General features: G+C 46.6%; 22 protein-coding genes. 14 read left to right on the top strand and 8 right to left on the bottom strand.

The window, feature by feature from the left end:
• Window positions 1–736: 736 nt before the first annotated feature.
• The 6 genes from K2Q13_RS00310 to hslU all read left to right on the top strand — a co-directional run bounded on the left by K2Q13_RS00310 (window position 737) and on the right by hslU (window position 5,493).
• Window positions 737–928 (top strand): hypothetical protein, encoded by a 192-nt coding sequence (locus K2Q13_RS00310; protein WP_292918647.1) that lies wholly within the window; start codon window positions 737–739, stop codon window positions 926–928.
• A 3-nt stretch (window positions 929–931) separates the two neighbouring features.
• On the top strand, window positions 932–1,759 hold the full coding sequence (gene dapF, locus K2Q13_RS00305) for a diaminopimelate epimerase (RefSeq protein ID WP_292918646.1): 828 nt from the start codon (window positions 932–934) through the stop codon (window positions 1,757–1,759).
• Window positions 1,760–1,773: 14 nt separating this feature from the next.
• On the top strand, window positions 1,774–2,484 hold the full coding sequence (locus tag K2Q13_RS00300) for a DUF484 family protein (protein WP_292918645.1): 711 nt from the start codon (window positions 1,774–1,776) through the stop codon (window positions 2,482–2,484).
• Complete coding sequence (gene xerC, locus K2Q13_RS00295; RefSeq protein WP_292918644.1) at window positions 2,468–3,361, top strand: tyrosine recombinase XerC; 894 nt, start codon at window positions 2,468–2,470, stop codon at window positions 3,359–3,361. Before K2Q13_RS00300 ends, xerC begins: the two co-directional genes overlap by 17 nt.
• A 221-nt stretch (window positions 3,362–3,582) precedes the next feature.
• On the top strand, window positions 3,583–4,104 hold the full coding sequence (gene hslV, locus K2Q13_RS00290) for an ATP-dependent protease subunit HslV (protein ID WP_292918643.1): 522 nt from the start codon (window positions 3,583–3,585) through the stop codon (window positions 4,102–4,104).
• Between the two features lie 57 nt (window positions 4,105–4,161).
• Window positions 4,162–5,493 (top strand): ATP-dependent protease ATPase subunit HslU, encoded by a 1,332-nt coding sequence (hslU, locus tag K2Q13_RS00285; RefSeq protein ID WP_292918642.1) that lies wholly within the window; start codon window positions 4,162–4,164, stop codon window positions 5,491–5,493.
• Between the two features lie 73 nt (window positions 5,494–5,566).
• On the opposite strand, the gene dapE is transcribed toward hslU, so the two are convergent.
• The 4 genes from dapE to K2Q13_RS00265 form a co-directional block, all read right to left on the bottom strand.
• Window positions 5,567–6,769, bottom strand: a complete 1,203-nt coding sequence (dapE, locus tag K2Q13_RS00280) for a succinyl-diaminopimelate desuccinylase (RefSeq protein WP_292918641.1) — start codon at window positions 6,767–6,769, stop codon at window positions 5,567–5,569.
• Between the two features lie 180 nt (window positions 6,770–6,949).
• A complete protein-coding gene (locus K2Q13_RS00275; protein WP_292918640.1) occupies window positions 6,950–8,128 on the bottom strand; it encodes a PatB family C-S lyase in 1,179 nt (392 codons plus the stop codon).
• Complete coding sequence (gene ovoA, locus K2Q13_RS00270) at window positions 8,125–10,239, bottom strand: 5-histidylcysteine sulfoxide synthase (protein WP_292918639.1); 2,115 nt, start codon at window positions 10,237–10,239, stop codon at window positions 8,125–8,127. Before ovoA ends, K2Q13_RS00275 begins: the two co-directional genes overlap by 4 nt.
• Before the next feature lie 324 nt (window positions 10,240–10,563).
• On the bottom strand, window positions 10,564–11,511 hold the full coding sequence (locus K2Q13_RS00265; protein WP_292918638.1) for a calcium-binding protein: 948 nt from the start codon (window positions 11,509–11,511) through the stop codon (window positions 10,564–10,566).
• Window positions 11,512–11,914: 403 nt separating this feature from the next.
• On the opposite strand from K2Q13_RS00265, the gene K2Q13_RS00260 reads away from it, so the two are divergent.
• From K2Q13_RS00260 to lspA, 3 genes are read left to right on the top strand one after another with little or no spacing between them, the layout of a single operon-like run.
• Window positions 11,915–12,886, top strand: coding sequence for a bifunctional riboflavin kinase/FAD synthetase (locus K2Q13_RS00260; protein ID WP_292918637.1), 972 nt, complete (start codon window positions 11,915–11,917; stop codon window positions 12,884–12,886).
• Window positions 12,887–12,905: 19 nt separating this feature from the next.
• Window positions 12,906–15,704, top strand: coding sequence for an isoleucine--tRNA ligase (gene ileS / locus K2Q13_RS00255; protein ID WP_292918636.1), 2,799 nt, complete (start codon window positions 12,906–12,908; stop codon window positions 15,702–15,704).
• Window positions 15,705–15,734: 30 nt separating this feature from the next.
• Window positions 15,735–16,226 (top strand): signal peptidase II, encoded by a 492-nt coding sequence (lspA, locus tag K2Q13_RS00250; protein WP_292918635.1) that lies wholly within the window; start codon window positions 15,735–15,737, stop codon window positions 16,224–16,226.
• A gap of 3 nt (window positions 16,227–16,229) precedes the next feature.
• On the opposite strand, the gene K2Q13_RS00245 is transcribed toward lspA, so the two are convergent.
• Window positions 16,230–16,406, bottom strand: coding sequence for a hypothetical protein (locus K2Q13_RS00245; RefSeq protein ID WP_292918634.1), 177 nt, complete (start codon window positions 16,404–16,406; stop codon window positions 16,230–16,232).
• Window positions 16,407–16,488: 82 nt separating this feature from the next.
• Between K2Q13_RS00245 and K2Q13_RS00240 the strand changes: the two genes are divergently transcribed.
• The 4 genes from K2Q13_RS00240 (at window position 16,489) to K2Q13_RS00225 (ending at window position 18,101) form a co-directional block, all read left to right on the top strand.
• A complete protein-coding gene (locus K2Q13_RS00240) occupies window positions 16,489–16,722 on the top strand; it encodes a hypothetical protein (RefSeq protein WP_292918633.1) in 234 nt (77 codons plus the stop codon).
• A 121-nt stretch (window positions 16,723–16,843) separates the two neighbouring features.
• The gene (locus K2Q13_RS00235; protein WP_292918632.1) at window positions 16,844–17,278 is read left to right on the top strand and encodes a hypothetical protein; all 435 of its coding nucleotides are present in this window, start codon (window positions 16,844–16,846) and stop codon (window positions 17,276–17,278) included.
• A 15-nt stretch (window positions 17,279–17,293) separates the two neighbouring features.
• Window positions 17,294–17,839 (top strand): YMGG-like glycine zipper-containing protein, encoded by a 546-nt coding sequence (locus K2Q13_RS00230; protein ID WP_292918631.1) that lies wholly within the window; start codon window positions 17,294–17,296, stop codon window positions 17,837–17,839.
• Between the two features lie 76 nt (window positions 17,840–17,915).
• Window positions 17,916–18,101, top strand: a complete 186-nt coding sequence (locus K2Q13_RS00225; RefSeq protein ID WP_292918630.1) for a DUF3330 domain-containing protein — start codon at window positions 17,916–17,918, stop codon at window positions 18,099–18,101.
• Between the two features lie 159 nt (window positions 18,102–18,260).
• Here the strand turns inward: K2Q13_RS00225 and K2Q13_RS00220 are convergent, their stop codons facing one another.
• From K2Q13_RS00220 to K2Q13_RS00210, 3 genes are all read right to left on the bottom strand, one after another.
• Window positions 18,261–18,644, bottom strand: coding sequence for a VOC family protein (locus K2Q13_RS00220; protein ID WP_292918629.1), 384 nt, complete (start codon window positions 18,642–18,644; stop codon window positions 18,261–18,263).
• Between the two features lie 39 nt (window positions 18,645–18,683).
• Entirely contained in the window at window positions 18,684–20,165 is a 1,482-nt protein-coding gene (locus K2Q13_RS00215; RefSeq protein WP_292918628.1) for a protein adenylyltransferase SelO, read from the bottom strand.
• Between the two features lie 85 nt (window positions 20,166–20,250).
• Window positions 20,251–21,489, bottom strand: coding sequence for an NAD(P)-binding domain-containing protein (locus tag K2Q13_RS00210; protein WP_292918651.1), 1,239 nt, complete (start codon window positions 21,487–21,489; stop codon window positions 20,251–20,253).
• On the opposite strand from K2Q13_RS00210, the gene K2Q13_RS00205 reads away from it, so the two are divergent.
• Window positions 21,379–21,750, top strand: a complete 372-nt coding sequence (locus K2Q13_RS00205; protein WP_292918652.1) for a hypothetical protein — start codon at window positions 21,379–21,381, stop codon at window positions 21,748–21,750. The genes K2Q13_RS00210 and K2Q13_RS00205 overlap by 111 nt on opposite strands.
• Window position 21,751 lies beyond the last annotated feature (1 nt).

Here is a 21,751-nt window from a genome sequence, read left to right as displayed (position 1 = left end):
GCCAGGTGCATTTCCAGTACCACCAGCCCGCGTTACAGTTACGTCTTCAAGAGGTGGCAGCGATACTGAGAGAATTGCGGATTAGGCACCATCACCGATAAACCTCTCGTCTCTCGAGGGACGCAGGAGTTAAATTCCTGCAGAACTCAGCGATAAAAAACCCGGCCGCGTAAGCGGTCGAGTTTTAAAAGCGAGAGGATTCCTCAAACCTCCTTCTCAATGCATTTTTTGAGTTGGATAGAATCTTCCTAAAGCAAATCAAATTAGTTATTCAGGTTATTTGAGAAGAATGGTCGCTTTTAACAAGCCCATTAATGCATCACACGTCGTATTTACTTGCTGCGTAACTTAACTGCAGTTACTGCCTGAATACGTCACAGATATAACAATCCATTTGTTTATAATTAAAATGTAGCCGAGCATATTGTTTTTAGCACCTGCGGATACAATAACAATCGCGGCATTGGCACGAACCATTTGACGATATCATTATGCTACTATTCTTTCATCGGCCCAGATTGAATATATGCGGATGCAACGATATCAGTCGGCGCTCATTCATGCGCAACTCACAGATCCCAACATTTGGTGGATGAAACTGGTTGTGGATCGGTCGATCATTGGCTTTTCTTGCTGTATGCTTACCAGGCAGCCGGGAGAACTGAAAATTGATAAACTATAGTTCCCTTGTGATCATCATCGCAAAGGCTATGACGCAATGCTGGTGGTGGATGCAATGGATACTATGCGCAAGAATGATTTGCAATCATTGATCCTGACGGTTAACAAACGTAACCATAACGCTATCGAAGCTTGTCACCAGTATGGATTTGAAATTACAGGTGATAGTATTGTCGACATCGGAGATGGTTTTGTGATGAATGATTATTGGATGGTGCTGACAAATTTGAGCCGCTGGAATACTTGACCGATGAAACTAAAATTTACCAAAATGCAGGGTTTGGGAAATGATTTCGTGGTCTTGAACGGTATCAATCAAACGATCAATCTTGATCGACAACAGATTCGCCGACTGGCAGACCGACATTTCGGCATTGGTTGTGATCAACTTTTGCTGGTTGAGAAAGCGCAAGGTCAGGCGGATTTTCGCTATCGCATTTTCAATCCCGATGGTGGCGAGGTTGAGCAATGCGGTAATGGAGCGCGATGTTTTGTGCGCTATGTGCATGATCATGGTTTGACACAAAATAAAGAGATTCGCATCGAAACTTTGAGTGGTGTGATATCGCCCCGACTGGAAAGCAATGGAAATGTCACGGTGAATATGGGCAAGCCGATATTTGAACCGAAGCATATTCCCTTCATTGCTGACCAACGCGCATTGACTTACCAACTTGAATTACCGGATGAGCCGGTTACAATAAGCGCAGTGTCGATGGGTAATCCACATGCTGTGCGTGTTGTTGCAGATATCGCGAGCGCGCCGGTTGTAACCGAAGGTGCGCTGATTGAACAGCACGTGCGTTTTCCCAATAAGGTCAACGTTGGCTATTTGCAAATTATTGATCAGAGTCATATCAAGTTGCGCGTGTTTGAACGTGGAGCAGGTGAAACATTGGCTTGCGGAACGGGGGCTTGCGCTGCTGTCGTGACGGGTATCAATCTGGGTTTGCTGGATCGTCAGGTTGTCGTGAGCACGCAAGGCGGCGAGTTGACGATCCGCTGGCAGGGTTACGATGAGCCGGTCTGGATGACCGGCCCGGCAGTTACGGTATTTGAAGGCGAAATCAATTTGTAATCAATTAAGGAACTATGATGAAACCGGATGAAGTTGCGCAATATTTGCAGGAACACCCGCAGTTCTTCAATGAATATGCTGATTTACTGGCGGATCTCCAGATTTCCCACCCGCAGGATGAGAAAGTAATCTCGCTCAACGAGAGACAAGTTATTTCATTGCGGGAAAGAAACCGAATTTTGCAGGATAAGCTATTGGAATTGATTAGTTTTGGTGAGGAAAACGACGCCATTGGAGAGAAAATGCATCGACTGGCGATCGCTTTACTTTCTGTGTCGAATATGGACGAGCTGTTTCATGCGCTGTACTTCAGTTTGAAAGAAGATTTTGCCATTCCGCTAGTGGCTATGCGCTTCTGGAATGTGGCTAATTATGGTAAAACCAATGCTGAATTTATGGTCGTTAGCGAAGATGTGCTGACGATTGCCGAAAGCTTGCCGCAGCCCTATTGCGGTAACCATATCGTAGATGAAATTAAGCAATGGTTTGGTGAGGGCGCTGAGCATCTTAATTCGTTTGCGATGATTCCTTTGAATACTACCCGAACCATCGGTTTGGTGGTTCTAGGTAGCCCTGATATCGAGCGTTTTTATCCTGAAATGGGAACGTTGCATTTGAAACGGTTAGGTGAGCTGGTGTGCACGACGGTGACACGTTATGATCAAGCCGAAACCGTGGGTAATTTAGCTGATCAGCAGACAGTGATTGATGAACAACACTCCTGAATTGCTGGCTACCGCATATATTAATCATTTAACTTATGAACGGCGTTTGTCGCCGCTCACTTGTAAAAGCTATGCACGTGATATTCACGTTCTGTTACTAAATCTGGACATAGGCGATTTGAATCAGGTGCAAGCACCCACTATCCGCCAAGCGATTGCGAAACTTCACGGCAAAGGTCTTGGTGGTAGAAGTTTGGCCAGAATGTTATCAGCCTGGCGAGGTTTTTATAATTTTTTAATTCGCAAGCATGGCTTGCAACATAATCCTTGTCATGCCGTGCGTGTTCCCAAATCGCCGCAGAAATTACCGCATGCGCTGTCACCCGATGAAGCCACGCGACTTTTGGAATTTTCAGTTGAAAATATTTTGACGGCGCGTGATCGTGCGATGTTTGAGTTATTCTATTCCTCAGGTTTAAGGCTGGCGGAACTGACGCAACTTCGTCCTGTAGATATCCATTTTGCGGAAGGAACAATCAGGGTTCTTGGCAAAGGTAGCAAAGCGCGCATTGTTCCGGTGGGAGAGTACGCGCTTCAGTCCTTAACTGCTTGGTTAGAGTTGCGCTTGCGGATTATCAAGCCCGACGTTACAGCACTTTTTTTATCGCAACGCGGTGACGCAATCAGTATGCGCGCTATTGCTTATCGATTGAAAAGCAGAGCGAGGCAACAGGGTTTGCACCAGAATGTACATCCACATGTTTTGCGGCATTCGTTTGCTTCACATGTGTTGCAATCCAGTGGTGATTTGCGCGCGGTTCAGGAAATGCTCGGACATGCCCACATAACTTCCACTCAGGTATACACCCATCTCGATTTTCAGCACTTAACAAAGATTTACGATGCTGCACATCCGCGCGCAAAGAAAAGAAATTAACAGGTTGTTGCAGAACTAACTGCATTGCCGCTGTGGCGTTAAAAACAGGCTCAAAATGCTCATTTATTATGCATAAACTGTGCTTTCTCGTTTGTTTTTGCCCTGCATCCGGTTGCTTCAAAACGTTTTCCAACGCCTGTATACGTTGATAGGGCCTTTCTGTCGGAATTGGCGATGTTTTATACGTTATAATCAGGTTTTGAGACGCATTAAGAAATTTCATGACAACAATTGTTTCAGTAAGGCGCGGCCCTCATGTTGCACTGGGTGGCGATGGCCAGGTAACGCTCGGCGCTGTAGTCGCCAAATCCAGTGCACGTAAAGTCCGCAGACTGTATCATGACAAAATTCTGGCTGGATTTGCCGGAGGAACCGCTGATGCCTTTACCTTGTTTGAACGCTTTGAAGGTAAGCTGGAATCCCATCAGGGGCATATCATGCGTGCTGCAGTTGAGTTGGCTAAGGATTGGCGCACCGATCGTATTTTGCGCAGATTGGAAGCTATGCTGGTGGTAGCTAATGAAGAAGCAACGCTGATTGTTACCGGTGCCGGCGATATCATCGAGCCTGAATTGGGTATCGCCGCGATTGGTAGCGGCGGTTCCTATGCACTGGCCGCTGCGCGTGCATTATTGGAGAATACTGATTTGTCCCCTCAAGAGATCGTGAAAAAAGCGCTGAGTATCGCGGGCGATATCTGTATCTATACCAATCAGGACCATATTATCGAAACTATCGATTGAATTTGTCGGTAGTTTATAGCCGCTGTTTACATTACACTTATCACAGAATCTGAAACCATGTCACAAATGACTCCGCAGGAAATTGTTCACGAGCTGGACAAACATATAATTGGCCAGGACTCAGCCAAAAGGGCTGTTGCGATCGCGCTGAGAAATCGTTGGCGCCGCCAACAGGTTGCTGATCCTCTGCGTCAGGAGATCACGCCGAAAAATATCCTGATGATCGGGCCAACCGGCGTCGGTAAAACCGAAATTGCACGTCGTTTGGCCAAACTTGCAAATGCGCCTTTTATCAAGATCGAGGCGACTAAATTTACTGAGGTTGGCTATGTTGGGCGCGATGTTGATTCAATTATTCGCGATCTGGCGGAAACAGCCGTGAAGGAATCACGAGAAAGAGAAACTCGCAAGAAGCAACCACTTGCCGAAGATCGTGCCGAGGATCGTATTCTTGATGCGCTATTACCAGGTTCCAGGGACTTTGGGACACAAGTCAATGCGGATGATCACGATAATTTGACGCGACAAAAGTTTCGTAAAAAACTGCGCGAGGGGGAATTGGATGATAAGGAAATTGAAATTGAGGTAGCGGCTCCCCGCGCCAGCATGGAAATTTTTGCGCCACCAGGAATGGAAGACTTGACATCCCAAATTCAAGGTATGTTTCAGAATATGGGCGGCGAAAGAAAGAAAACCCGCAAATTGACGATACGTGAAGCAAAAAAAATATTGTTGGAAGAAGAAGCTACAAAAATGGTCAATGATGAAGAATTGAAACTATCAGCGATCCAGAATGTGGAACAGAACGGTATTGTATTTCTGGATGAAATAGACAAAATTGCCAGCCGGGCCAGCAATGCCGGTGGGGATGTTTCACGGCAGGGTGTGCAACGCGATTTGCTGCCTTTGGTAGAAGGCACGACCGTTTCCACTAAGTACGGCATGATCAAAACCGATCATATTCTGTTTGTCGCCAGTGGCGCGTTTCATATGTCCAAGCCTTCTGATTTGATCCCGGAACTGCAAGGGCGTTTTCCTATTCGCGTTGAACTGACCAGCCTGAGCGTTAGTGATTTTGAGCAGATTCTGACTAATACCGACGCTTGTCTAACACGCCAATATGAGGCACTGTTAGCTACCGAGGGCGTAACATTACAATTTAACGGCGATGCGATCAAACGCCTGGCTGAAATTGCGCACTCTGTTAACAGTAAAACTGAAAATATCGGTGCCAGGCGTTTGCATACCGTCATCGAGAAGCTGCTCGAGGAGGTTTCTTATAATGCGCCTAAACACAGCGGTGAAACCTTGGTCATTGATGCAGCGTATGTAGATGAGCGTCTTAAGGATTTGTCACAAAGTGAGGATTTGGCAAGGTATGTGTTGTAATTGCTACTTGTTATAGTCTTAATCTAAAAACTCAACAATCCTGTGGTTTTGCCACAGGATTGTTGGTTCAAATTCATGCGAAAGAAAAGTATTTTTTTAATTTATTCCAGAAGCTGTCTGAATTTTCATGAGCTGCTTCATTTCCTGGAGACAGTAAATTTTCCATCGTAAACAGATAGACGCGTGACAATTGTTCAAGGTCATCGACCTCGACATACTCATTCAGTTTGTGAATAGTCGCATTATGAGGGCCGAATTCGATCACCTGGGAGCAGATATCTGCGATAAATCGACCATCTGAAGTGCCCCCTGATGTGGATAATTGCGGCTCGATAGCAGTAACTTTAGTAATGGCAGCGCTTATAGCGCTGGCTAGTTCGGCCTTAGGCGTGAGATACGGTTTTCCTGATTGTTCCCACTGCAATTCATAATCCAGTCCATATTTATCGAGAGTCTCATGCACTTTGTTTGTGAGCGATTCAACTGTGTTAGCGGTAGAAAAGCGAAAATTGAATAATAAATTCAGCGTGCCGGGAATAACATTGGTAGCGCCTGTTCCAGCATTGATATTGGAAATATGCCAGGTTGTCGGTTGAAAAAATTCATCGCCCTGATCCCATTCTGTACTCGCCAGTTCCGCTATCACCGGGGCAGCCAGATGAATCGGGTTTTTGGCTAGATGTGGATAGGCGATATGGCCTTGTATGCCTTTGATGGTGAGGTTGCCAGATAAAGAGCCGCGTCGGCCATTCTTGATGGTATCGCCAAATTTGTCACTGCATGTTGGTTCACCCACAATGCAGTAGTCGAGTAACTCGCCGCGTGCTTTAAGTGCTTCGACCACTTTGGCAGTGCCATCAATCGCAACCCCTTCTTCATCTGAAGTGATTAGCAATGCGATAGATCCTTGATGGTGGGCATGCTGTGCTAGAAATGCTTCAATGGCAGTGATAAAAGCTGCCAACGAGGATTTCATGTCGGCAGCTCCGCGCCCATATAAGCGACCATCGCGGATAGTTGGCGTGAATGGATCACTGTCCCATTGTTCCATTGGTCCGGCTGGAACAACATCGGTATGTCCAGCAAAGCACAGTACTGGCGTCGTGTTGCCACGTCGAGCCCAAAGATTATCGACATTTCCGAAGCGCATTTTTTCAATATGGAAACCGAGTTTCTCCAGATGATCAATTAAGATTTGTTGACACCCCTCATCGGCAGGCGTGAGTGATCGGCGAGCAATCAGTGTTTGTGCAAGTGCCAGTGTGTCATTGGACATAATTATTTTCCTAAGTTTAATGAATTAAATGATTCAGTTAAGTACTGGATTACTTCTGCTTCTGCTGCCTTTGCCTATTAAAATTGCCAAGTTGTTTGAGGATCAAAGCGAACGAATAGGGTCTGATATTTATAATGTACACGCTCGAGACCGAATTTTAGCTGCAATACAGCATGCCGATTAATTATTTTTATTGTGCCAAGCCTGCTTAATTTTGTGCATGATTGATAAAACCGTCTTTCTCGGTGCACCAATATTCAGCCGCATAAACCCGCTGCCTTCCTTGCCGAATTGCGTGCCGGGATTCATGCCAACACCCGCTTCATGGCCGAAGAAATGTTTCAGCTGTGCGTCGGTCATGTTCATTGTCCGACAGTCCAGCCACAGCAGATAAGTGCCTTCGGCTTTGATTACTTTGATTTCGGGTAAATGCTCGGCCAAGAATGCTTCAACGCAATCGCGCGTGTCGTGCAAATAAATCAATAGCGCTTCCAACCATGTTTCACCTTCTTGGTAGGCGGCTTCAAACGCAGCGATGCTGAACGGATTGGATGCACTGACGTGAAAATTGTCGAAAATTTTTGTCATGGCGCTGCGCGTGGAATCATCTGGAATAATCAGTGCCGACAGATTTAATCCGGGGATGTTGAAGGTTTTGCTGGGAGCCACTGCCGTAATGATTTTAGCGTTATTTTTTGCAATTGCGGCGAGGGCGGAGTGTTGATTGCCGGGGTAAATCAAATCGGCATGGATTTCGTCCGAAAAAATAATTAAGTTTCGTTTTTCAGCAATTTGTAGCAGCTGTTCCAGCTCATTGGGTTGCCAAACACGACCAACTGGATTATGCGGCGAGCACAGCAGCAGCAATTTCGCTTGCTTGGCGCATTGTTCCAGATGATCGAAATCAAGCGTGTAGCGGCTATTTTGTAGCCGTAGCGGATTTTGGGTCAGTATTCGGCCGGTCTGTGTGACAGCCGAAAAAAAAGGAAAATATACCGGTGGTTGGATAATGACTGACTCACCAGGTTGTGTGAATGCCATCACGGCGGCGTTGATCGATGGCACCACGCCGGGGCAGAGGATAATCCAGTCGCGCTGAATGCTCCAGTCATGCCGTCGTTTCATCCAATGGATTAGAGCATCATATGTGCTATCGGGGAAGAGCGTATAGCCGTATATCGGGTGCTTGGCGCGCGCTATCAATGCCTGGGTGACTGCAGGTGGCGCGGCGAAATCCATGTCGGCTACCCATGCCGGGATGACCTCGCTGATGCCGAACATAGCTTGCCGGCCATCATACTTGACGCTGTGAGTTGCTGCGCGATTGATCTGGTGGTCAAAATCAAAACCACTGCTCAAGAAGTTTTCTCCCAGATCGTGACTTCAGACAATGTATGCTGGAATTTGCGCTTGGTTTCACGGATGACAAAAGGCACGGACTGCGGGCCTTGTATCAGGCGGAAGTTTTTGCCCAGAATTTCTTTCAAGCCATCCAATGTGGTGAAATTCTCACCATCGCGTTTGAAGCCGCCAACCCAGGATTCTTTCTTGGTATGTTCAGTCAGCCAGGTGTAAGGTGATGCGATCATCAGCAAACCGCCCGCGTTGATACGCGTATGAATGTTGCTGAGCAGCTTGTCTGGATCATACAGCCGGTCGATCAAGTTAGCAGCAAGAATTAAGTCGTAGCCGGTAAAAATCGATTTTAAATTACACGCATCGCCCTGATAAAACTCGACACGATCTTTGACTTGATCTAGTCCCAGATCGGACAGCGTGCGTTCTTTGTAAGAAACCAAATCGCCTTCCTCGGTCAAGGTGTAGCGTAGGGTGCCTTGTTGCACCAGTTGCACGCCCTGACCAATGAAGCGTGCGGAAAAGTCGATGCCGGTGACATGATCAAAACCGCGTGCCAATTCAAAAGTGGATCGGCCAGATGCACAGCCCAGGTCCAGCGCGGTGTGCTTGAGTTTATCTTCCATTGCTTCGAGCGCAATTTCTGCCAGTGCTTTGGAGAAATTAGGCACGTCGAAATAGACGTCACCATAATGAAATTCTGCATACTCCGAGAGTAGTTTGTCGGTTTCATAATTGGAAGCCGGCAGTGTCGTTGGCGCATCCGAAACCACATAGCGGAAGCCCGCATGCTGGAAAAAATGACGACGGAAGGCATAACGCGCACTGCGCAACGATTCGTTGCCACAAGCAATCCATGAACCCCCTTTGATCAAATTGTGCTGGCCATCAAATGTCGGTGTGGTGAAGTCGTCATAAAGCGGGTGCACGTCAAAGCCAGAAAATGGATAGGTGGGTGTTTCTGTCCATTGCCAGACGTTTCCGACGATATCGAAAAAATCGCCGTAGGCAAATTCAGTAACTGGACAACTCGATGCGTAATAATCCAGATGCAGATTGCCGCAAGCTTTCGTATCCATCGGTACTTCGGGCAATTGTGCGGCATCATAGAGCCGATACCATTCATCTTCGGTTGGCAATCGCACGGGTTGTTTTGTCATAGCAGCCTTCCAGTTACAGAACGCCTTCGCTTCGTGATAATTGACCTCAACCGGCCAATCCCACGGCATCGGAATTTCCTCCGTCATCAGGCGCAAGTACCATGTGTCGTCCTTTCTGATCCAGAATGTTGGGTGTTCTGCTTGCGTGAATTCTTGCCAGGAGCGGCCTTCCTCCTGCCAATAACTTTCTGTCCGATAGCCATTGGCTTCAACGAAAGGTAGGAATTCCTGATTGCTGACCAGAAACTTGCTTGCTTGAAAGGCTGGGATGTCGGCCGTATGTGAACCATATTCATTATCCCAGCCGTAATGTTGATGGTCTGTTTTGTTTTTTCCGATTGTGACGGTGCCTACTTCAACGCGAATCAATTCATTTTGCGGCGCGGTTCCGGATTTATGACAGGGCTGCCAATCCGGGTGTGGTTGCACAAAATGCAACGCGTGCTGACGGATCAGTACCGAGGAAGTTTCCAGGTGGATGCGTTCGTGTTCAATGCCCATCAGTATCGGCCACCAATTACTTTCCCAGGAAATTGGCAAAGTCAGCGGCATGGTGCTAATCAGTTCATCGACCAAGCTGCGCATGGATTTTCGATAAGATTGCACCTCTTTGACGCTGGGCCAGTTGTAATGCGTGCTATCCAGATCGTCCCAGCTCATTTCATCGACACCAACGGCAAAAATCGATTCCAGGCGGGGATCGATGCGCTCGGTGATCAATCCGGCAAGAATGAGCTTATTCACAAAAAAGGTTGCGGTATGACCCAGATAGAAAATCAATGGGTGGCGCAATGCAATGGGTTTTTCATAGTACGCTTCGTCATTACGTAGCGTTTCAAATAGTTGCTCATAGCGGTCCAGCGTGGTGTGGAAATAACTACGGATTTCCTCACGTTTTAGACTGATATCAGCGCCATCGAGCAGTGGTGTTCTTTGGAATAGGGGTTGTGACATAACGTATTTTTAGCGGATTATTCAATTCTTTGGCGGGTATTATAACGCTTCATGCTTTTTAGATCATATTCAATAGAGCTAATTACCACAAGTTTCTAATTTACGGATGGTTTGTGAAATAGCAACGAAATATACAGTGAAACTAAAAAATGCGGTAGAGATTAGATTAACAACTAAAGTAGAGAACAACTGGTCGGGCAGAAGTTCATTTGGAGAGAATCGAAGCTGAATAGGTGCTTATATTGATGATATAAGCCAAACTCTATTACAAAATAGAGTTTGGCTAGTGAAGAATCCATTGCTAATGATGGGTCTCTTGATTACTTATTGGACAACCAAGAAATCAACTGCTGATAATGGGGCTACGCCGGCGATAGTAGCAAACTGAACCGCTGCTCCGGCGCCATTGCCGTTGGCATCATAGGATAGTGCACCAGTGGTGGTATCGTAAATTAAGAAATCGTTAGCGTCGGTTGCGACTGCACCCGGGCCGATTTTGAGATTACCCGCAGCAATGCCGCCGGGCGCTCCCAAACTGGTAAATATATCGTTGTCCAATCGAATGGTGTCGACAGGTGCAAAAAATCCCATGATGGTATCCACGTTGGTTGCGCTATTCAACGGGGTGTTGAACAGATAGTGATCGGTGGCGCCGAGACCCGCAAAAAGGATATCATTCCCAAGCCCGCCAGATAAAATATCATCACCATTATCACCACGCAAGACATCGTTGCCTGATCCGCCTTGCAGAATATCATTGCCATCTCCACCGGCCATAGTATCGTTACCTGATCCTCCATTTAAAATATCATTGCCTTCCAATCCGAAAAGACGATCATCACCGTTTAATCCACTGATGATATTAGCGGCTGAGTTGCCATTGATTTTGTTGCCGTTCTCGTTGCCGGTGCCGTTAATGATGGCGGCGCCTGTGAGATTGAGATTCTCGATACCAAAACCTAAAGTGTGCGTGACGGAGGAATTTACCAAATCAACGCCTCCTAAAGCATCATTGAAAACTTCTGCCGCCACATCGTTCAGATTGTCTACAAAGTAAATGTCGTTCTGGTCACCGCCATCCATGTTATCAGCACCAGCGCCACCGTCTAATACATCATTTCCATTGAAACCACGGAGAATATCGATTCCATTGAAGCCGGAGATCGTATCATTGCCATTGGTTCCATCTAATTGTGGGAATAATTGAAAAAAAACACCATTAAATTGAACTGTGTTGTTGTCATTGAAGTTTGTACCGTTAACGATTGCCATTTTATCACCTCATACTGTTGGAAATTTAAATGAGCAGCCCAATCGGTGAGCATTGTATAGATTAAGCGCTATGCCAAAGCCAGTAAAAATGTATTTGTCCCCGGTCGTGCTACTCAGTGAATATAACCAAAATCCATAACATGTCAATTATTTAATTATTTCATAACTGATTGTTATTAATATAAAATATATCATCCTGAAAGGAATATTTAGGTTACGCCGCTATAATAATCGCTTGAAGCTGGATTATTTGTGAGAAAACTCACAACGGAATGAAAGTTGCTTGCTCCCTGTCAAATGCCCCAATAGCCGTACCGAATCAAGGCATAAATTGACCCAACGTTAACTAGACCTGATTGCCTTAAACACGTTAGAATCACTAATTTTTTGGTTCCTGCTTATCATGCACACTTGGCGCAAGGTGTCGGCACACGCTAAGACGCCGGTTGCACTTACCATAGGTAATTTTGATGGCGTTCATTTAGGCCATCAGGCGATACTTACTCGGTTAAAAGATGTTGCCAATCAACTTGGGCTTCCCGCCTGTGTGATGACCTTTGAACCGCACCCGCGCGAATTTTTCGCGCCGGATCAAGCCCCAGCGCGTTTGACCAGCTTGCGGGAAAAGTTGAGTCGCTTAATTCAGGCCGAGATCGATAGCATTCATATCTGTCGTTTTAATTATGACTTTGCCAGGATCAATCCGGAACGATTCATTACACAGATTTTGAATCAAGATTTGCGTGTTCGCTGGTTATTGGTAGGCGATGATTTTCGTTTTGGCGCACGCCGTGCGGGAGATATTGCAATGTTACAAGCGCTCTCCGCGGAGAATAATTATACGCTGGAAGTCATGCCGAGTATTGTCATTGGCAATCAACGTGTTTCCAGCACTGCTATCCGGCAGGCGTTGATTACTGGTGATTTGGATGCGGCCACAAAACTGTTGGGTAGACCTTACAGTATCAGTGGCCGCGTCATCAATGGTGACAAATTAGGCAGACAAATAGGGTTCCCGACAGCGAATATTCAGTTGAAGCATAACCTGCCACCGCTTTCCGGTATTTTCGTGGTATCAGTCTATGGCGCCAATTCGTCATCATCGGAGATTCCACTACCGGGTGTAGCCAGCCTGGGTGTACGTCCAACAATTCATGAGAACGGTAAACCTGTATTAGAGGTTCATTTGTTCGACTTTGCTGATGAAATTTATGGACAGCACTTGCGTGTTGATTTTCTGCACAAACTGCGTGACGAAGAAAAATATGCAGATATCACTACGCTTATCCGGCAGATCGAAAAAGATGTCGCACAAGCCAAGGAATATTTTATGACCACGCCAATTCAATATAATCGCTTGTGCAGCGCCCTTTAACTTATTCATTGTAACTTTTATGATTGATTATAAGAAAACCCTCAATTTGCTCGATACGCCTTTTCCGATGCGTGGCAATCTTGCCAACCGCGAGCCCGGAATGTTGAAAGCCTGGCAAGAAAAAAATCTATACCAAAAGATTCGTTCTGTCAGCAAAGGCCGTCCGAAATTCATACTGCACGATGGTCCGCCGTATGCCAATGGCGATATTCATATTGGTCATGCGGTCAATAAAATCCTCAAGGACGTCATCGTCAAAAGCAAAACATTGTCTGGCTTTGATGCGCCCTATATTCCTGGCTGGGATTGTCATGGTTTGCCGATCGAGCATCAGATCGAGAAAAAACATGGCAAGCACTTACCCGCCGATAAAGTACGCGAACTCTGCCGTGCTTTTGCTAATGAACAGGTTGAGCGCCAGAAAGCCGATTTCATTCGCTTGGGTGTGTTGGGTGATTGGGAGCATCCTTACCTGACAATGAATTTCAAAACTGAGGCCGGTATTATTCGCGCACTGGGCAAAATTTATCAGAGTGGTTACCTGTATCAAGGTCAGAAACCTGTAAACTGGTGTATAGATTGCGGTTCCGCATTGGCTGAAGCGGAGGTGGAGTATGAAGATAAAAGCTCACCTGCGATTGATGTGGGTTTTGCAATTCCGTCAGCGCATCAATTGCTCGGCAATATTTTTGGCGTTTCTGTTCCAGAAAATACCCAAACCTATGCCATCATCTGGACCACTACGCCGTGGACATTGCCTGCTAATCAAGCCGTCTGTGTTCACCCCGAATTCGACTACGCGCTAGTAAAAACGACGCGGGGCCTATTGATACTTGCCAGCGAATTGCAGCAAGCCTGTCTCGAGCGGTACGACTTGACCGGCGAAACACTGGCTACATGTAAAGGGCAGGCATTGGAGCATTTGCCATTGCAACATCCGTTTGAACCGCGTGCAGTAAAAATCATTTGCGGCAAGCATGTCACATTGGAAGCGGGTACAGGGCTTGTGCACACGGCGCCCGCACATGGTCTGGACGATTATTTTGTCGGGCAAAACTACAACTTGCCGAGTGAGAGCCCAGTGGATGGCGATGGTAAATTTATTGCCCATATTCCTTTGGTTGGTGGACTCTCGGTATGGAAGGCCAACGATGTTGTCATTGATACGCTCAAAACCAATGAACATCTTTTTTGTTTAAAAAAGATTGACCATAGCTACCCTCATTGCTGGCGTCATAAAACCCCCATTATTTTTCGTGCCACGCCACAATGGTTTATCGGCATGAATTTGCATAAGACAGATGCTGCATCTACGCAAGATAAAACATTGCGTGAACTGGCTATGCAGGCAGTCGACACCACGGCATTTTATCCCACATGGGGCAGGGCACGTCTGGAAGCAATGATCAAGAACCGTCCGGATTGGTGCGTATCACGCCAACGCAACTGGGGTGTTCCAATGACATTTTTTGTGCAAAAAGACACTCATGCGCCACATCCACGTTCACTTGAATTGCTCGAACAAGTAGCGCAAAAAGTGGAACAGCAGGGAATCGAAGCCTGGTTTGCGTTGGAAGATTCCGAATTGCTCGGTGAGGAAGCCAAGAATTATAAAAAACTAACCGACACCCTGGATGTCTGGTTCGATTCCGGTACCACGCATGACACGGTTGTTAAAGCGGATGCGCAGCTTACATTCCCGGTTGATTTGTACTTGGAGGGTTCCGATCAGCATCGTGGCTGGTTCCAATCCGCGCTGTTAACTGGGTGCGCCATTGACGGTCATGCGCCATACAAAGCGCTGCTCACGCACGGCTTCGTGGTGGACGGTAGTGGCCACAAAATGAGCAAATCCAAAGGTAATGTTATTGCGCCGCAAAAAGTGATAAATACTTCCGGTGCCGATATTTTGCGCTTGTGGGTTGCGTCTACCGATTATTCTGGCGAGCTTTCCATTTCCGAAGAAATTCTAAAACGGGTGATTGAAAGTTACCGCCGTATTCGTAATACGCTGCGCTTTTTATTGGCTAATCTGATGGATTTTGATCCGCAAACTGATTCAATTGAGGTTGCGAATTGTTTGGAAATTGATCGTTATATGCTGGCGCTGACTGAAGCATTTCAAGACGATCTGACACAATGTTATGACCGCTATGAATTTCATCAAGCGGTGCATAAACTACATAATTTTTGTTCTGAAGATTTGGGTGGCTTCTATCTGGATATTCTCAAGGATCGCTTGTACACGGCAGCAACAACAGGCCTGCCTCGCCGTTCTGCACAAACTGTGCTGCATCATATTGCATATTGCTTGGTGCGGCTGTTTGCACCAATTCTGAGTTTTACTTCGGAAGAAGTCTGGGAGCATCTGACAGGCGATAGCCAAGATAGCGTGTTATTGCATAATTGGCACATCTTTCCAGCGCAACCGGATGCTGAGCTATTACAGCAACGCTGGGCGAAAATACGTACATTGCGTTCACAAGTGTTGAAAAAACTGGAAGATGCCCGTACTCAGGGAGAAATAGGCTCTTCATTAGCGGCAACAGTTGAAATTCGTGCCCGCGCCGAAGATTTTACCTTGCTCAGCTCGCTGGATCACGATTTGCGCTTTGTATTGATTGTCTCTGCAGTTGACTTGATTAAAGCCAATGATGCTCAGCAGGAAAGTATTGTTGTGACGTCCAGCGCACACACAAAATGCGAACGCTGCTGGCATTATCGCCAGGATGTCGGACATCACGCGGATCACCCAACTTTATGTGAACGTTGTGTTTCCAATCTTTATGGCAGCGGTGAAGCACGTAACTATGCTTAGAACTTAATGATCATTTAACGGATACCTCTCATGAAGCTTCACATCAGTTTTGCCATCGCTTTAATTATTTTAGTGCTGGATCTCGTAAGTAAATACTGGGTAGAGTCCACCTTGGAATTCGGTCAAGTCATTCCGCTGACTGGTTTTTTTAATCTGGTACTCACCTATAATCCCGGTGCTGCATTCAGTTTCCTGAGTGACCAATCGGGCTGGCAACGTTGGTTTCTGAGTGGTGTTGCAGGCAGTGCGGCGATTTTGATTATCTATTTGCTCAATCGATACAAGCATGAAAAATTATTCTGCTTGTCATTGAGTCTGATTCTCGGTGGTGCACTAGGCAATTTGTATGATCGCATCACACTGGGTCATGTGGTCGATTTCCTGGATTTTTACGTCGGCGCTTATCACTGGCCTGCTTTCAATGTTGCCGATTCGGCGATCTGTATCGGCGCGGTATTGATGATCTACGAAAGCTTCAGAAAAGATAAGGCAGAAAATATTCAGAAGAAAATCAAGCAATAAACCTTATTTTCTCGATTTTCTCTCTTTAGTAATAGGACTCTGCAAGGTATAGCCCTTTTCTTTCATTTTATATCCTCCGTAAGCGCCAGCCCCAACAGCGGCCATTGTCCAGCAGCCAGATAATAGTGATAATGCTGCTGATAAAGTGATTGTTCTCAGTACCCATTTATTTTTCTGCATCTTATATTCCTACACAAGAATTTAGTATCCATAACCATCGCCTAATGATGATTTATTGTATCAATGCTGACGATACCAAAGCGTGAATCCTAACCCGATACTTAACCCCTACTTCACCTTCGCGACAACGGTAATCCCCAGCAACGATTTCTTCATTGGCAATGATTCATCAAGCGTTTTTCAGTTATTCGATAATGCCGGCAATTTGCAACTTGCGCAAATAAATCAGACAGCAAGCCAAATATGCGACACGAAATTAACGCCGATGATTACAAGCCACAATAACGTTTTTGATATCGGCATAGCAGAGCGTTAGCTGATGAGACAGCTAGAACTGTCCATGCAGGTATCTGTCAAGGAATCTAATGAATGGAATTCTCAGGTAATGTGTCAGTCTAATTTTTAGTCTGACACTACAAATATTCAATGGGGTTTTTATGCGGGGCGTTCAACGGATCCATCTGACAGTCGTGCTACTGGCAATCGCTGTAAGTAACTCTGCGTGGGCGCATGGGTTTCGACATAGTCATAATCATTTAAGTATCGGTTTAGGTTACTACGGCCCAGGATTTTATGGTGGTTACGGGTATGGGGGCTATGGTTTTGGTCGTTATGGATTTGGTGGGTATGGCTATGGCTACCCTTCTTATTATTTTCCGCCTGTATATGCTTATCCTCCGCAGGTGATTGTTCCGGCTACTCCGCCTGTTTATATTGAGCAACAAGCGCAGCAACCATCGCAATCAGTTCAGCCAGCACAACCACAAACCAATTACTGGTACTATTGTCAGGATCCTGATGGTTACTATCCTTATGTCAGGAAATGCCCTGGTGGCTGGCTGCAAGTTGCGCCGCAGCCGCCAGGACAATAACATGAGAGGCTAAGTATGCTTACTTTGAGAAGATTATCCACACTGCTGGTTATGGGCTTAGTAACTGCCTGTGTCAATATGCCGACTGGCCCGAGCGTTATGGCGTTGCCAGGCACAGGGAAAAGCTTTGAGCAGTTTCGTTATGATGATTTTGAATGTAGGGGGTATGCCCATCAGCAAATTGGCGGTAAAACGCCGCGACAGGCTTCTCAAGCCAGTGGTATAGAAAGCGCGGCGATTGGAGCTGGGCTTGGTGCCGCTGCAGGCGCTGCTATAGGGGGCGGGCAGGGTGCTGCCATTGGTGCAGGCACGGGGCTTTTGGCGGGCAGTGTTGTTGGTTCTGGCACGGCTGATACTTCCGGGTATATGAGTCAACGGCAATACGACATGAGCTATATTCAATGCATGTATGCAAAAGGCCATCGCGTCCCGGTTTCGGGCAGAATTACGGGTAATCAACCTGCGAGCAGCAACACGGGGCCAAGAGTTGCAAATCCATCAGAGAATTTTACGCCGCCACCGCCACCAGCGGGAAATCCGCCACCTCCACCACCGCAATAAATGCAGGGTGATTTTGTGGTGCAGCGCGCTAGGGTTAATGAAGCAAAATCGATCCTCAACTACAGGAGGTTCTGAAATGATCGAACAGGATAAAATTGTAGTGCCAGAAGTGGTGTCCTGCGATGTATGTTTTAAAGAGATACCGTTATCCGAGGCTACGAGCGTCAAATCGACTGATTACATCGTGTATTACTGTGGTCTTGAGTGTTACGACAAATGGAAGAAACAGGAAGAAGGTTCTGAATCTTCAAAGGACAGTTGAGTCCGAAAACCTGCGGTCAATGTCCCTTAAACAGGTCGTAACTTTCAATCTGAATTCGCCAGAGGTTCGATTCCAGCAGAGGATAGAATTAGGAAAAAACAGGTAAGATGTAATTTTTACTCGCGGTGATCACATTTTTATTCAATATTCAGAGGAAAATCATTGTGGCGGGATGACATAATCCACTGTCAACATCTCCAGTAGATGCCCGTTAGGGTCGCGAAAATAAACACCGCGGCCGCCATAGTTGTGATTGATCGTCATATCATCCGCATTACCTGGGCCACTGCCATAGGGAATTTGCTCAAGCTGCAGTCGCGCAAATATTTCGTCAAATTCCTGTTCGGATACTTTGAACGCATAGTGTATCGATAAAAACTGTTCCTTGTTATCGAAATCCAGGCTTAAGGTGTCGTTGACGCGTACCACGATGAAATGAGAAAACGCGCCGACATATTCAAAGCCAAACACGCGGCTATAAAATTTCGCCGACTCGACTTTATCGAAGCAAGGCACGATGGTGTGATTAAGGGTGATTGCCATTGCTGTTCTCCTTTTACTATTTTCTCTTGGCAAAACAACTCACGTTCCGCAAAATGTTTGATACACGCGTTCCGACGGCGCTGGCGGCGTGCGATAGTCATAGTGCTCCGGCGCATCGGTATATGGATTATCCAGTGCTGCAAGCAATTGCTGCATCAACGTATAATCACCTTGTTCGGAGGCAGCGGATAGCGCTTCCTCGACGCGATGATTGCGTGGAATAATTGCAGGGTTATTGGCTTGCATCAGGTGCATTGATCGCTCTTTAGTTTCGGATTGGCGCTCCAGTCGTGCCTGCCAGCGGGCATGCCACGTTTCGAGCTCGGCATTTTGAAACGTGTTATCAGCAGGAAAAGTTTCTGCGGACAGCGCGCGGAAGGTATTGGTGTAATCAGCTTGATGTTGATACATCCAGGTAAGAAAGTCGGTGATTAATTCAGAATCCTCGGTTTCTTCTGTGAATAATCCTAATTTCTTGCGCATCCCTGTTATCCACTCGGCCTGAAATTTCTCTGGAAAAGCATGTATGGCTTCTTCCGCTAATGTTATGGCTTTTTCTTGTGCCGAATCAATCAATGACAGTAAGGTTTCAGCTAAACGCGCAAGATTCCATTGCGCCATCTGCGGCTGATTGCTATAGCGGTAGCGGCCGTTCTGGTCGATCGAACTGAATACCGTGTTGGGATTATATGCATCCATGAATGCACAAGGGCCGTAGTCGATCGTTTCCCCGCTGATGCTCATGTTGTCCGTATTCATGACACCGTGAATGAAACCCGACAGCAGCCATTTTGCGATCAACGCAGCTTGACGATCAATCACCCGGTTTAGCAGCGATAGATAAGGATTTTCGGCATCATTCAGATCGGGATAATGACGTTGAATCGCATAATCCGCCAAGGTTTTAATCGCATCAACACCACCTTGTCCGGCGGCATATTCAAACGTTCCGACGCGAATATGACTGGCTGCTATTCGAGTAAGAATTGCACCGGGGAGCTGGGTTTCCCGTATCACTTGCTCTCCAGTGGTGACCACCGCAAGGCTGCGCGTCGAGGGAATGCCCAATCCTTGCATCGCTTCACTGATAATGTATTCGCGCAGCATAGGCGCTAAGGCCGCACGGCCATCACCGCGCCGGGAAAACGGAGTCTGGCCGGAGCCCTTGAGCTGAATGTCGAATCGCTCACCGTTCGGCGTGAGATGCTCTCCCAATAAAATTGCCCGTCCATCGCCCAACATCGTGAAATGACCAAACTGATGACCGGCATAGGCTTGCGCGATCGGCTGCGCCCCTTGCGGCAATACATTTCCGGAAAACAGCAAGGCGGTTTCTTCGGCAGATAACACGCCAAGATCCAATCCCAACGATTCTGCAAGCGCATGATTCACTATTACGGTTTGTGGAGCGTTCACCGGAACAGGGGGTAGTTGGGCGTAAAAATAATCGGGCAAGCGTGCATAACTATTATCGAAGCGCCAGCCCACACGATCACTGGTTTGTTTTTTTTGGGATTTCATCGTTCTTTTTCACATTATTTGAATCGGATATTACTGCACAATATACGATATTGTAAGGGACGTAGCGTGCAATCACCTGATTCATTTATGACCGTTTTAATGGTGATTGGTTTGTATTTTTGATTATCTGACGGAGAGATTTTAAATAAGGATAGTAGTGCACTTCCAGTGCATGACGGGGTCGGGCAATAAATTGTTGTGCCCAATATTCGCCTTCACGCAAAGCTTGTTCGCGCCAATCGGAGGGCAGTTGAGTCTTTTCGCTCAAACATCGTCCGACCAGCTGGGATTGTGCTTCTGCGAGTGTCCAAATGCAGCCCTGAGGCTGGATTAATCCGATGAAAAATAAACTGGGATGATCGGGATGAAAAATGCGTAAGTAAAGTGGAATATGCGCGGCATCTTCCCAGTTAATAAAATTCGCGTCAAAAAAAGGAAAACTGATTTTGTAACCGGTTGCGGCAATGATGACATCATACGTCTGTGATGAGCCATCGTTAAAATGCACAGTTTGCCCCGAGATACCCTGAATGCCTGGACGAAGGCGTATTTTGCCATGCCGAATTTTATTGAAGATTTCCGAATTGATAGTGGGGTGCGCTTGCGTGGGCGAAAAATCAGGTTCGGGTAATCCATAATCACGATAACGCCCGATCTGGATCCACAGGGAAATTTTTTGCAGCCAGTTTTGTATGCGCTGCGGTAACCACTGCAACGAAGCCGCAAAAGTATCGGTGGGTTTTCCCATAATGAGCTTGGGAATAATATACTGCGCAGAGCGCAAGCTCATGTCGACGCAAGCGGCATCATGGCTCGCTTCAACCGCGCAATCACAGCCCGAGTTTCCGGCACCAACCACGAGCACCCGTTGGTTTTCTAAGCCCTGATTGGTTTTGTAGTCATGTGCATGCAAATATTTTCCGGAAAAATTCTCTTTCCAATCAGGGTGGCGTGGAATTGCAAGATGGCCATTGGCAATCACCAAATAATCACATTCTGATTGCGTGCCATCGCTCAGAGACAATCGCCACCGTTCATTTTCTGTTTTCTCAACATGCTGAACAGTAACATTGAACTGGATATATTTTTCCAGCTGAAAATACCGGGCATACGCTTGGAAATAGGCCAGTATCTGCTGGTGACTGGGGTAATCCGGATAGTCATCCGGCATCGGAAAGTCACTGAACTGCGACATGGATTTGCTGGAAATCGTATGCGTCACCCTGCAGACGCTGCTATCGCTGGGCGTCGATGTATACACCCAGTTGCCGCCGATCTGATCGCTTTTCTCAAAACAGACGATATCTTCCAAGCCTGCTTCCACCAGATGCTTGATTGCGGTGAGGCCGGAACAACCGGCGCCGATGATTGCAATGCGCATTTTATTGTTAACTCACTGAGTATCACGTTATCGGGAAAGGATCATTCTATCGTACTTAATCCAGTGTTGAATAAGCGGTCGGATGATTGTGGCGCAGCACAAGTGCGCTGCAGCAAACGTGGTAATCAGCTAACGCTATGGTTTTATATCCGTAATCAAATAAAGATTGTGCTTGGTGGTATGGCTGTTGCCCGTATACACTAAT

The sequence above is a fragment of the Nitrosomonas sp. genome, assembly GCF_019752095.1.
In the GTDB taxonomy this organism is placed as follows: Bacteria; Pseudomonadota; Gammaproteobacteria; order Burkholderiales; family Nitrosomonadaceae; genus Nitrosomonas.
The sequence above is the reverse complement of the archived record's forward strand: the minus strand, read 5'-3'. Positions and strand labels throughout refer to the sequence as shown.

What these genes read in the sequence shown, in the direction of transcription:
- K2Q13_RS00225 (WP_292918630.1), top strand. Translation starts at nt 17,916, where the DNA reads ATGATCGAACAGGATAAAATTGTAGTGCCAGAAGTGGTGTCCTGCGAT.
- dapF (WP_292918646.1), top strand. Translation starts at nt 932, where the DNA reads ATGAAACTAAAATTTACCAAAATGCAGGGTTTGGGAAATGATTTCGTG.
- lspA (WP_292918635.1), top strand. Translation starts at nt 15,735, where the DNA reads ATGAAGCTTCACATCAGTTTTGCCATCGCTTTAATTATTTTAGTGCTG.
- K2Q13_RS00310 (WP_292918647.1), top strand. Translation starts at nt 737, where the DNA reads ATGGATACTATGCGCAAGAATGATTTGCAATCATTGATCCTGACGGTT.
- K2Q13_RS00260 (WP_292918637.1), top strand. Translation starts at nt 11,915, where the DNA reads ATGCACACTTGGCGCAAGGTGTCGGCACACGCTAAGACGCCGGTTGCA.
- K2Q13_RS00230 (WP_292918631.1), top strand. Translation starts at nt 17,294, where the DNA reads ATGCTTACTTTGAGAAGATTATCCACACTGCTGGTTATGGGCTTAGTA.
- K2Q13_RS00265 (WP_292918638.1), bottom strand. Translation starts at nt 11,511, where the DNA reads ATGGCAATCGTTAACGGTACAAACTTCAATGACAACAACACAGTTCAA.
- K2Q13_RS00245 (WP_292918634.1), bottom strand. Translation starts at nt 16,406, where the DNA reads ATGCAGAAAAATAAATGGGTACTGAGAACAATCACTTTATCAGCAGCA.
- K2Q13_RS00205 (WP_292918652.1), top strand. Translation starts at nt 21,379, where the DNA reads ATGCGTCACCCTGCAGACGCTGCTATCGCTGGGCGTCGATGTATACAC.
- K2Q13_RS00300 (WP_292918645.1), top strand. Translation starts at nt 1,774, where the DNA reads ATGATGAAACCGGATGAAGTTGCGCAATATTTGCAGGAACACCCGCAG.
- dapE (WP_292918641.1), bottom strand. Translation starts at nt 6,769, where the DNA reads ATGTCCAATGACACACTGGCACTTGCACAAACACTGATTGCTCGCCGA.
- K2Q13_RS00220 (WP_292918629.1), bottom strand. Translation starts at nt 18,644, where the DNA reads ATGGCAATCACCCTTAATCACACCATCGTGCCTTGCTTCGATAAAGTC.
- hslV (WP_292918643.1), top strand. Translation starts at nt 3,583, where the DNA reads ATGACAACAATTGTTTCAGTAAGGCGCGGCCCTCATGTTGCACTGGGT.
- xerC (WP_292918644.1), top strand. Translation starts at nt 2,468, where the DNA reads ATGAACAACACTCCTGAATTGCTGGCTACCGCATATATTAATCATTTA.
- K2Q13_RS00235 (WP_292918632.1), top strand. Translation starts at nt 16,844, where the DNA reads ATGCGGGGCGTTCAACGGATCCATCTGACAGTCGTGCTACTGGCAATC.
- hslU (WP_292918642.1), top strand. Translation starts at nt 4,162, where the DNA reads ATGTCACAAATGACTCCGCAGGAAATTGTTCACGAGCTGGACAAACAT.
- ileS (WP_292918636.1), top strand. Translation starts at nt 12,906, where the DNA reads ATGATTGATTATAAGAAAACCCTCAATTTGCTCGATACGCCTTTTCCG.
- ovoA (WP_292918639.1), bottom strand. Translation starts at nt 10,239, where the DNA reads ATGTCACAACCCCTATTCCAAAGAACACCACTGCTCGATGGCGCTGAT.
- K2Q13_RS00215 (WP_292918628.1), bottom strand. Translation starts at nt 20,165, where the DNA reads ATGAAATCCCAAAAAAAACAAACCAGTGATCGTGTGGGCTGGCGCTTC.